Genomic DNA, 10,286 nt, shown 5'->3' on the forward strand with positions numbered 1-10,286 from the left:
GGACCGGACGGGGACACGCCAGCCCTGTCCCACCCTGGGGACACGGAGGTGACCGGCCTCACGCGGCGGCCGGCCGGAGGAGGTCGGGCGCCGGTCAGGCGACGAGGGCGAACCCGACGACGGCGAACAGCAGCGTCAGCACGACGACGAGGAGGCCGACGTAGAGGCCGGTCCGGTTGACCGGTGAGGGCGGCGGCGACACGTAGTTCGGGAAGCCGGACGCCGGCGTCCGCTGCTGCGGTGAGGAGGCGTACTGCGGCTGGGGCGGGAGCTGGACCTGCCCCGGGAAGCCGACCTGCGTGGGGGCGGCCGGAGGCGGCGGCCCGGCCGGGGCGGCGCCGCCGGGGACGACCGGCGCCGGGGCCGGGGCCGGGGGCACGTACGGACCCGCGGGGGCGTACGGGCCGGCCGGGGCGTAGGGCGCACGCGGGTGGGACGGCTGCGACAACGGGGTTCCTCTCGTGCTGGCCCGGGCGCCTGCCCGCCGGGCGGCGCACATCGTGGCAGCCCGGGGCCGGTCGGAGAAGGGATCCCGTCGCGGCGGCCGCGTCAGCCGGTCCCGGTCGTCCCGCAGACCCGCGGACCGTCCTCCAGCACCACGACGACCGTCGTCTCGGTGGCCGACCCGCCGTCGTCCCACCGGACGCGGACCTCCCGGGAGTCGCGGACCTCGCCGGAGTCCGGGGCCTCGTACTCCCCGGTCTCGACGGCCAGGATCTCGGCGGTGCCCGGCCGGGCGTAGCCGGCGGCGACCTGTCCGGCGTCCACGCCGTCGGCGTCGGCGCGGGCGCGCTCGGCCTCGCACAGCAGCCCGCCGGCGGTCTCCAGGTCGCCGGCGGCCAGCGCCGCGGTGAAGACGCCGACCACCTCGCGGGCCTGCTCGTCCCCGGTGCCGGTGAGCAGCGGGAGGGCGACCACCATCCCCACGCCCAGCGCCACGGTGCCCCCGAAGATGCCCAGGATGAGCCCGTTGCGGCGGCGCGGGGTGCCGGTGTGCAGGTCCTCCGGACCCTCCTCGTACAGGTACGGGCCGGTCATCCGCCGCTCGTCTCCAGCTCGGCGCCGGCCGGCGGGCGCGGGTCGTCGCGGTCGTCGAGCCAGCCCTCGGGCAGCGCCACCGGCCGCGGGCTGCTGGTGCGCCCGCGCGGCCCGCCGAGGACCGCCGTCGGGTAGGGCTGGTCCTCGATCCGGTCGAGCAGGCCGGCGAGCTCGTCGAGCGAGCTCACCATCGCCAGGGCGCGGCGGACGTCGGAGCCGACCGCGAAGCCCTTGAGGTACCAGGCCACGTGCTTGCGGAAGTCGGTGCAGCCGTGCAGCTCCCCCTGCTCGGCCGACAGCAGCTGCGCGTGGCGGACCATGACCGCGGCGACCTCGCGCAGGGTGGGCAGTGCCCGGCGTGGAGAGCCGGCGAAGGCGGCGGCGAGGTCGCCGAACAGCCACGGCCGGCCCAGGCAGCCCCGCCCGACGACGACGCCGGCGCAGCCGGTGCGGTCGATCATCCGCAGCGCGTCGTCGGCCTCCCACAGGTCGCCGTTGCCGAGGACCGGGATGTCGACGGTCTCGACCAGCCGGGCGATCGGCGCCCAGTCGGCGGTGCCGCTGTAGAGCTGGTCGGCGGTGCGACCGTGCAGGGTGATCGCCGCGGCGCCCTCGTCCTGGGCGATCCGGCCGGCGTCGAGGTAGGTGACGTGGTCGGCGTCGATGCCGATGCGGGTCTTGACGGTGACCGGCACGTCGCGGGCGGCGCGGACCGCGGCCCGGACGATGTCGCGGAAGAGCACCCGCCGCCAGGGCAGCGCCGAGCCGCCGCCCCTGCGGGTGACCTTGGGCACCGGGCAGCCGAAGTTGAGGTCGACGTGCGCCGGGCGGGTGCCGGCCACCTCCTCGTCGACGAGCATCTCCACCGCCCGCCCGACGGTGGCCGGGTCGACGCCGTAGAGCTGGACGGAGAAGCCGGCGGCCGCCTCCTCGGGCGTGGCCCGGATCATCCGCAGCGTCTTCTCGTTGCGCTCCACCAGCGCCCGCGTGGTGATCATCTCGCAGACGTAGAGGCCCGCGCCGAACTCACGGCACAGGGTGCGGAACGCCGGGTTGGTGATGCCGGCCATGGGCGCGAGCACCACGGCGGGGTCGACGGTGAGCGGCCCGAGCCGCAGCGGGGCGACCGCCGGTGCCGCCGGCGCCGTCGTCGGCTCGAGGGTCGCGGTCACACGCCCCAGGGTAGGCGGGCCCTGTCGTGCACCTCCGCGGAAGTGCCCGACCGTCAGGGCGCGCCCGGCAGGGTCCGCAGCCCGGTGTGCCGGGCGAGGACGGTGAGGTCGCGGTCGCGGTGGAGCACCCCGACGCCGTGCCGCAGCGCCACGGCGGCCACCACGCAGTCGTTCAGCGAGCGCGGCGTCTCCCCGGCCCGCCGGCAGGCCCGGAAGAGGGCAGCGGCGGTCTCGGCGTCGACCGGGGACTCCTGCCGGAGGAGCTCGGCGCCGGCGAGGAACCGGGCGAGCTGCCCGGCGCGCTCCTCGTCGGTGGTCCCGGCGAGGACCTCCAGCAGGACGACGTCGGTCACCGCCGCCTCCCCGCCGGCGACGAGCTCGTGCAGCAGGTCGGTCTCGGCCCCCTGCTCGCCGCGCAGGTAGGCGATCCACACCGAGGAGTCGACGAGGACGGTCACCCGCGCGGAGCCGGCCGCTGCCCGGCGAACTCCTCGGCCTCGCCGCGGCGGAGCACCTCCAGGTCGCCGTCCCACCCGCTGCCCCGCATGGCGTGCATCTCGCGTGGCGTCATCGGTGCCCCGCTGACCTGCCGGAGCGCGAAGTCGACGGCGTCCTTCTTGGTGCGCAGCCCGTACCGCCGCATCACCCGGGCCACCAGGTCCTCGTCGATGTCGATGTTGGTCCGAGCCACGGGATCACCATACACATCGAGGTGTACGCGTGTGCACACGCAGACCGCAGGCGGATGTGTCGAGGACGTCCGGGTTGGGCACGGCGGGTTCCCGCACACCGAGCCCGGGAGGACGCGTGCCGAGGTCTGCCCTGTCCTCCCCCGCCGGCGCGCCCGTCCCGGGCGTGGCGCGGATCGCCGTGCTGCGGGCGAACCTGCTCGGCGACCTGGTCCTCACGCTGCCGGCGCTGGCGGCACTGCGCGCGGCCCATCCCGGCGCGGAGATCACCTTCCTGGGCCGGCCCTGGCACGCCGAGCTGCTCGAGGGGCGGCCCGGGCCGTGGGACCGGGTGGTCGTCGTCCCGCCGTGGCCCGGGGTCCGGGACGCCCCGGGCGCCGCCCGCGACAGCCCCGAGGTCCGCCGGTTCCTGGCCCGGCAGCGGCGGGAGGGCTACGACCTGGCGCTGCAGCTGCACGGCGGGGGCGGCAACTCCAACCCGCTGGTCGCCGCGCTGTGCGCCCGGGTCACCGTCGGCGCCCGCGACGTCGGCGCGCCACCGCTGGACCGGTGGCTGCCCTACGCCTCCGACCAGCACGAGGTGCTGCGCTGCCTGGAGCTGGCCGGCCTGGCGGGCGCATCGCCGGTGACGCTGGAGCCGCGGCTGGCGCTGACCCCCGCCGACGTCGCGGCCGCCGACGCCGTCCTGCCCGCGGCGCCCGAGCCGCTGGTCGCGCTGCACCCGGGCGCCAGCGACCCGCGGCGCCGCTGGCCACCCGGCTGCTTCGCCGCGGTCGCCGACGGGCTGGCCGCCGACGGCGCCCGGGTGGTGCTCGTGGGCTCGGGCGGGGACGACCGGCGGGCGGCGGACGCGATCCGGGCGGCGACGTCGGCGCCCGTCCTCGACCTGGTCGGCCGGCTGTCACTAAGCACGCTGGCCGGCGTCCTCGCCCGCTGCCGGGTGGTGGTCGCCAACGACTCCGGGCCGCGGCACCTGGCCGAGGCGGTCGGGACGGCGACCGTCGGGGTCTTCCTCGAGCGCAACCTGCTCAACGCCGGCCCGCTGACCCGGCGACGGCACCGCGTCGCCGTCTCCGCGCGGACCGACTGCCCGGTGTGCGGCGTCGACCAGAGCCGGGCGCGCTGCGGGCACGACCGGTCCCTGGTCGCCGAGGTCCCGGTCGCGCCGGTGCTGGCCGCCGCCCGCGACCTGCTCGCCGACGGCGGCCCGGCGCTGCACCCCTCCGCTCCCGCCGTGGCGGAGCGGCCACCCGTCGTGCCCTTCCGCGGACGTGCGCAGGGCACGTCCGCGGAAGGGCGCGGTCAGCAGCCGGGCAGGCGCGCGGCGAGGTAGGACTCGACGGCGTCCAGGCCGATGCGCTCCTGGCCCATCGAGTCGCGCTCCCGCACGGTCACCGCGTCGTCGTCGAGGGTGTCGAAGTCGACGGTGAGGCAGAACGGCGTGCCGATCTCGTCCTGCCGGCGGTAGCGGCGGCCGATCGCGCCGGCGTCGTCGAAGTCGACGTTCCAGTTGCGGCGCAGCCGGGTGGCCAGGTCCCGCGCCTTGGGCGAGAGGTCGGCGTTGCGCGACAGCGGCAGGACGGCGGCCTTGACCGGCGCCAGCCGCGGGTCCAGCCGCAGCACCGTGCGGGTGTCGACGCCGCCCTTGGCGTTGGGCGCCTCGTCCTCGGTGTAGGCCTCGACGAGGAACGCCATCAGCGAGCGGGTCAGCCCGGCTGCCGGCTCGATGACGTAGGGCGTCCAGCGGGTGTTGCTCGCCTGGTCGAAGTAGGACAGGTCGGCGCCGGAGTGCTCCGAGTGCGTCTTCAGGTCGAAGTCGGTGCGGTTGGCGATGCCCTCGAGCTCACCCCACTCCGAGCCCTGGAAGCCGAAGCGGTACTCGATGTCGACGGTGCGCGTCGAGTAGTGCGACAGCTTCTCCTTCGGGTGCTCGTAGTGGCGCAGGTTGTCCCGGGAGATGCCCAGGTCGACGTACCAGCGGGTGCGCTCGTCGATCCAGTACTGGTGCCACTCCTCGTCGCTGCCCGGCTCGACGAAGTACTCCATCTCCATCTGCTCGAACTCGCGGGTGCGGAAGATGAAGTTGCCGGGGGTGATCTCGTTGCGGAAGGACTTGCCGATCTGGCCGATGCCGAACGGCGGCTTCTTCCGCGCCGCGCCCATGACGTTGGCGAAGTTGACGAAGATGCCCTGCGCGGTCTCCGGGCGCAGGTAGTGCAGCCCCGACTCGTCCTCGACAGGGCCGAGGTAGGTCTTGAGCATCATGTTGAAGTCGCGCGGCTCGGTCCACTGGCCGGTCACGCCGCAGTTCGGGCAGGTGATCTCGGCCAGGCCGTTCTCCGGGAGCCGGCCCTTCTTCTCCTCGAAGGCCTCCTCGAGGTGGTCGGCCCGGAAGCGCTTGTGGCAGTTCTGGCACTCGGTGAGCGGGTCGGTGAAGACGCCGACGTGACCGGAGGCCACCCACACCTGCCGCGGCAGGATCACCGAGGAGTCCAGGCCGACGACGTCGTCGCGGCTCTGGACGACGGTGCGCCACCACTGCTTCTTGATGTTCTCCTTGAGCTCGACGCCCAGGGGCCCGTAGTCCCAGGCGGAGCGGGTGCCGCCGTAGATCTCACCGGAGGGGAAGACGAACCCCCGGCGCTTGCAGAGGTTGACCACCTTGTCGAGGCGGGCGGGGTCGTGCGTGGTGGTGCTCACGGGGCTGGGTGCTCCATCCGGCTGGCGGTCGGCGGCTGACCCGCCAACGGTAGTCGCCGGGTGCCGCCGCGGCCCTCAGGGCTCCGTGTAGCCGCACACGACCGGCCCGCCCTCGTCGACGACGGTGATGACGAACGAGGTCTGGTCCCCGGTGTCGAGCGTGACGTCGAAGGTGACCTCGTCGCCCTCGCCGGCGGGCTGCGCCCCGGTGGCCGAGCCCTCGGTGATCTGCCCGCCGAGGAACGCGTCGAAGTCGGCCAGCAGGGCGGTGGCGTCGGGGATCTGTGCCTGCCCGTCGGCGCACAGGTCGGCGTAGGCGGTCTCGCCGTCGCGGTCGACCACCGACTGCACCCACGACGCGGCGAACTCCGGGCTCTCGGGGATGTTGAGCTCCCCTCCCCCTCCCCCGCCCCCGCCGCCGGGCGTCGTGGACGCCCCGCCACCGAACCCGCCGCCACCGGTCGGTCCGGCCGACGACGACGGCGCCGACGGCGACGACGACGACGACGACGGTGCGGCGGTCGACGCGCCCGGCGAGGTGGCCGCGGGGTCGTCGTCGCCCCGGGTGAGCAGGACCGCGGCGAGCACGCCACCGCCGAGGAGCAGGACGCCCAGCGTGACGAGCAGGGCGACCAGCGGACCGCGCCGCTTCCTCGGCGGCTGCGGCCGCCCGTGACCGGGAGCGCCGTAGCCGGGAGCGCCGTACGGGGGCTGCTGCCCGTACGGGGACTGCTGCCCGTACGGCGGCTGCTGGCCGTAGGGAGGCTGCTGGCCGTAGGGCGGCGGCTGCTGCCCGTACGGGGGCTGCTGGCCGTAGGGGGGCTGCTGGCCGTAGGGGGGCTGCTGGCCGTAGGGGGGCTGCTGGCCGTACGGCGGCTGCTGACCGGGAGCCCCCGGCGGGGACCCGGGCGCCGCCGGGCCCCCGAGCCGCAGGGTGGGGTGCCGCTGGTCGGGCGGTCCCCCGGCGAGCCGGTCGGTGGGCTGGTCGGGCACCGCCGGCCGCCCCGGGCCCGGCGGCACCGGGGGCAGGCGCACCTCGCGGGTGCGCTCGGGCGGCGTCCCGTCCTGCGGCGGCTGGGTCATCGCGCCTGTCCTCCCGGGCCGGGCTCGTCCTGTTCGACGCAGGCTACGCACCCGGACCGGGCCCGGCCGGTCAGCGGCTCACCCGAGGGGCAGGTAGGCGCCGGGCTCGTCGACGGCGTGGAGCCAGACCGGCGCGCCGGCCACCTTGACCTCGGCGGCCGACAGCGCGCGACGGTAGGCGCCGACGCCGTCCCACCGGGTCACCAGGGCCCACAGGTCCGGGTCGTCGGCGCAGCGGCCGGTCTCACCGCCGAGGAAGCCGGGGCGCGCGGCGAGCGCCGCCAGCAGCCGGTCGAGGTCGGCGGACAGGTCGGCGGCCGCCGACGGGGACACCCGCAGCCGGGTCACCGCGAACACCCGCCCATGGTGCAGCAGGGCCGGAGGTGGGACGCCGACGGCCGGCCCCCGCGGTGCGGGGACCGGCCGTCGGGTCGGTCGGGTCAGCCGAAGTTGCAGACGAGCAGGTTCTGGTCCACCCAGAGCTGCACGGTCTGGACGCTGCCGTCCTCGAGGGTGAGCTCGAAGGTGGCGACGTCGACGGCGTTGGCCGCGTCGTGCTCGACGCTCACCAGGACGCCGTCGGTGATGGCCAGGCCACCGAGGACCTCGGTGTAGAAGAAGAAGGTGAGGTACTCGTCGGGCGGGAACTCCGTGCCCTGCGACCCCTGCACCGCGGCGTCCTGCAGCTCGGCACAGGAGATGTTGTAGAGCGTCGCGAAGTCGAAGTCGAAGGCCGCCTGGACCCACGCCAGCGCGATGTCGGCCGAGCCCTCGAACTGGCCGGTGTCGCTCCCGCCGGTCTGCTCGGTCATCCCGCCGCCGGTGCTGCCCCCGCCGGTGCTGCCCCCGCCGGTGGTGCCGCCACCGGTGCTGCCGCCACCGCCGGGGGTGCCCGCGCCACCGGGGACGGTCACGGGACCGCCCATGTCCATCCCCGCGCCGGAGCCCTCGCTGCCGCCGTCGGTGCCCTCCTCGGAGCCCTCGTCGGAACCCTCGGAGGACTCGGCGCCCTCGGAGGACTCGGCCGACGAGGACGAGCCCGCGGCCTGCGTGGCGGGGGCGTCGTCACCGCGGAGCAGGAAGAAGAGGAGCACGCCGACGCCGGCGGCCACGACCACCAGGGCGGTGACCACCCAGGGCAGCACGCTCCTCTTCTGCGGCGGCTGGCCGTAGCCGCCCGGGCCGAACCCGCCGGGACCGAAGCCACCGGGGCCGCCCGGCCCACCGGGGCCGGCCGGGCCGCCGTACTGGCCGGGGGCGCCGTACTGACCCGGAGGGCCGTACTGACCGGGCGGGGCGTACTGACTCGGCGCGCCGTACGGGCCGGGGGGCTGACTCATCGTGCTTCATCCGTTCGCAGGTGGAGGCGGGCACGGAGGGCCCGCGAGCGAGAGCAAGGTAGTGACGCCCCGCGGTTCCGCCTACCCGTTCGCGCGCGCCGGTTGTCACAGCTGGGTCACGGTCGAGGGGGCGCTGCGGAGAGAGTCCACGCGCCGCGTCCGAGGCGCTGGTCGGGGTCGGTCCCCGTCCCTAGACTCCGCCGACGACCCGCACCCGGCGCCGGATCCGACGAGCGCCCGCGCTGCGGCACACGGAGGAACCCCGGTGGAGTTGCAACAGTTCGGCCCCTATCGCATCGAGGCGCTGCTCGGGCGCGGCGGGATGGGTGAGGTCTACCGCGCCTTCGACACCGAGCACGACCGCACGGTCGCGCTCAAGGTGCTCTCCGAGCACCTGGCCGCCGACACCGGCTACCGCGAGCGGTTCCGGCGGGAGGCGCACCTGGCGGCCCGGCTCAACGAGCCGCACATCGTGCCGATCCACCGCTACGGCGAGATCGACGGGCGGCTGTTCCTCGACATGCGCCTGGTGCCCGGCCGCGACGTCGCGGCGGCGCTCGCCGAGGAGGGGCCGATGAGCCCCGAGCGCGCGGTGTCGATCGTCAGCCAGACCGCCCGCGCGCTCGACGCCGCCCACGCCGACGGGCTGGTGCACCGCGACGTCAAGCCGTCCAACGTGCTGCTCAGCGGCTCCGGCGACGACGAGTTCGTTTACCTGGTCGACTTCGGCATCGCCCGGTCGACGGCGGACCGGCAGGGACCGGCCCTCACCCAGACCGGCGCGGCGCTGGGGTCCTTCGACTACATGGCCCCCGAGCGGTTCCTCGAGCAGCCGATCGACAAGCGGGTCGACGTCTACGCGCTGGCCTGCGTGCTCTTCGAGTGCCTCACCGGCCGCCGGCCGTTCACCGGCGACGGGCTGGCCACGCTCATGTACGCCCACCTCAACACCACGCCCACGCCGCCCTCGCAGCTGCGGCCGGGCCTGCCCCCGGGCCTCGACGACGTCGTCATGAAGGGCCTGGCCAAGGAGCCCGACGAGCGCTACGGCAGCTGCGGCGAGCTCGCCGCGGCCGCGCGGGCGGCGCTGGCCTCCGCCGGGGTGGCACCCCGGCCCGAGGCGGCGCCTCCCACCTCGGTGACGCCGCTGCCGCGGCCGCACACCGTGGGCTTCTCCAACCCCGGCCCGCCCGGCACGTACGGCGCCCCGTCGACCACCGGCGTCCCCGCGGCGGCCTACGCCGCACCGTCGGGCCCCGGCGTCTCGACCGGGTACGGCCCGCCGTCCAACCCCGGCCCGCCCACCGGGTACGGCCCGCCCTCGAACCCCGGTGCCCCGACCGGGTACGGCCCGCCGTCCAACCCCGGCCCGCCCACCGGGTACGGCCCGCCGTCCAACCCCGGCCCGCCCACCGGGTACGGCCCGCCGTCCAACCCCGGCCCGCCCGTCGGCTACGGGCCGCCGGCCGGTCAGGGCTTCATCCAGTCCCCGGCCGGCGCCACGCCCTCGGGTACCGGCGGCCGGCGCAACCGGCTGCCGCTGGTCATCGGCGGGATCGCGGCGGCGCTCGTGGCCGTGGTCATCGGCGTCATCGCCCTGGCCGGCGGCTTCGGCGGGGACGACACCACCACCGACACCACCGCCGCCGGCGGTGGCAGCTCGGACACCGGGACGGGCGGGGACACCGGGACCGGCGGCGACACCGGGACCGGCGGGGACACCGGGACCGGCGGCGACACGGGTGGGGGCACCACCGAGCCCGACCCGGAGGAGCAGCTGCTGGGGATCATCCCCGGCGACTTCGACCCGGCCGTCTGCCAGACCGGGGACCCGGCCGGTGACGGCGACATCGCGACCGTGAACTGCGGTGCCGCGGCGACCCAGCCCGGTCCCGAGGCGTCGTCGTTCTACCTCTACGAGGACGCGGCGGCCGTCAGTGAGGTGTTCCTCGCCGACATGGAGCGCGAGGGCGTCGCCCCCTTCACCGGTGAGCCGGACTGCACCACGGCGCAGGGGTACGACGAGTACACGATCAACAACGTGAGCGCCGGCCGGCTCGGCTGCTTCGTCGACGAGGACAACAACTCCTTCCTGTACTGGACGCAGGACGAGTTCGCCGCCGAGGGCATCGTCGTCATCCAGAACGGCGGCCAGGAGGGTCTCGCCACGCTCTACCAGTGGTGGACCGACAGCGCGCACAGCGACTTCGTGCAGCGCTGACCCGACACGACGAGGGCCCCGTCCCCACCGGCCGGTGGGGACG

General features: G+C 75.8%; 11 protein-coding genes. 2 read left to right on the forward strand and 9 right to left on the reverse strand.

Annotation, left to right across the window (positions count from 1 at the left end; all coding sequences use genetic code 11):
- Positions 1 to 94: 94 nt before the first annotated feature.
- The 5 genes from ACI79V_RS10505 to ACI79V_RS10525 form a co-directional block, all read right to left on the reverse strand.
- Positions 95 to 448, reverse strand: coding sequence for a hypothetical protein (locus ACI79V_RS10505; protein ID WP_456888992.1), 354 nt, complete (start codon positions 446 to 448; stop codon positions 95 to 97).
- Positions 449 to 549: 101 nt separating this feature from the next.
- Positions 550 to 1,038, reverse strand: coding sequence for a hypothetical protein (locus tag ACI79V_RS10510; RefSeq protein WP_456877212.1), 489 nt, complete (start codon positions 1,036 to 1,038; stop codon positions 550 to 552).
- Entirely contained in the window at positions 1,035 to 2,210 is a 1,176-nt protein-coding gene (gene dusB, locus ACI79V_RS10515; protein ID WP_456888994.1) for a tRNA dihydrouridine synthase DusB, read from the reverse strand. Before dusB ends, ACI79V_RS10510 begins: the two co-directional genes overlap by 4 nt.
- Positions 2,211 to 2,263: 53 nt before the next feature.
- Positions 2,264 to 2,668, reverse strand: coding sequence for a type II toxin-antitoxin system VapC family toxin (vapC, locus tag ACI79V_RS10520; RefSeq protein WP_456888996.1), 405 nt, complete (start codon positions 2,666 to 2,668; stop codon positions 2,264 to 2,266).
- On the reverse strand, positions 2,665 to 2,901 hold the full coding sequence (locus tag ACI79V_RS10525) for a type II toxin-antitoxin system VapB family antitoxin (protein WP_456888997.1): 237 nt from the start codon (positions 2,899 to 2,901) through the stop codon (positions 2,665 to 2,667). Before ACI79V_RS10525 ends, vapC begins: the two co-directional genes overlap by 4 nt.
- Positions 2,902 to 3,017: 116 nt before the next feature.
- Here ACI79V_RS10525 and ACI79V_RS10530 point away from each other — a divergent pair, with 116 nt between their 5' ends.
- Entirely contained in the window at positions 3,018 to 4,232 is a 1,215-nt protein-coding gene (locus tag ACI79V_RS10530; protein WP_456888998.1) for a glycosyltransferase family 9 protein, read from the forward strand.
- Here ACI79V_RS10530 and ACI79V_RS10535 read toward each other — a convergent pair.
- The 4 genes from ACI79V_RS10535 to ACI79V_RS10550 all read right to left on the reverse strand — a co-directional run bounded on the left by ACI79V_RS10535 (position 4,202) and on the right by ACI79V_RS10550 (position 8,022).
- Positions 4,202 to 5,599, reverse strand: coding sequence for a glycine--tRNA ligase (locus ACI79V_RS10535; protein WP_456888999.1), 1,398 nt, complete (start codon positions 5,597 to 5,599; stop codon positions 4,202 to 4,204). The two genes, ACI79V_RS10530 and ACI79V_RS10535, sit on opposite strands and share 31 nt — an antisense overlap.
- Before the next feature lie 75 nt (positions 5,600 to 5,674).
- The gene (locus ACI79V_RS10540) at positions 5,675 to 6,682 is read right to left on the reverse strand and encodes a hypothetical protein (RefSeq protein ID WP_456889001.1); all 1,008 of its coding nucleotides are present in this window, start codon (positions 6,680 to 6,682) and stop codon (positions 5,675 to 5,677) included.
- A gap of 78 nt (positions 6,683 to 6,760) precedes the next feature.
- Positions 6,761 to 7,039: an antibiotic biosynthesis monooxygenase family protein gene (locus ACI79V_RS10545; RefSeq protein ID WP_456889002.1), complete on the reverse strand. Its 279-nt coding sequence runs from the start codon at positions 7,037 to 7,039 to the stop codon at positions 6,761 to 6,763.
- A gap of 83 nt (positions 7,040 to 7,122) precedes the next feature.
- Entirely contained in the window at positions 7,123 to 8,022 is a 900-nt protein-coding gene (locus tag ACI79V_RS10550; protein WP_456889004.1) for a hypothetical protein, read from the reverse strand.
- A 265-nt stretch (positions 8,023 to 8,287) separates the two neighbouring features.
- On the opposite strand from ACI79V_RS10550, the gene ACI79V_RS10555 reads away from it, so the two are divergent.
- Positions 8,288 to 10,243, forward strand: a complete 1,956-nt coding sequence (locus tag ACI79V_RS10555; protein ID WP_456889007.1) for a protein kinase domain-containing protein — start codon at positions 8,288 to 8,290, stop codon at positions 10,241 to 10,243.
- The last annotated feature ends 43 nt before the right edge of the window (positions 10,244 to 10,286 follow it).

Source organism: Geodermatophilus sp. SYSU D00700, from assembly GCF_054050255.1.

Excerpts from the sequence above, each read along its gene's own strand:
- ACI79V_RS10550 (WP_456889004.1), bottom strand. The coding sequence starts at position 8,022 with ATGAGTCAGCCCCCCGGCCCGTACGGCGCGCCGAGTCAGTACGCCCCG.
- ACI79V_RS10540 (WP_456889001.1), bottom strand. The coding sequence starts at position 6,682 with ATGACCCAGCCGCCGCAGGACGGGACGCCGCCCGAGCGCACCCGCGAG.
- ACI79V_RS10510 (WP_456877212.1), bottom strand. The coding sequence starts at position 1,038 with ATGACCGGCCCGTACCTGTACGAGGAGGGTCCGGAGGACCTGCACACC.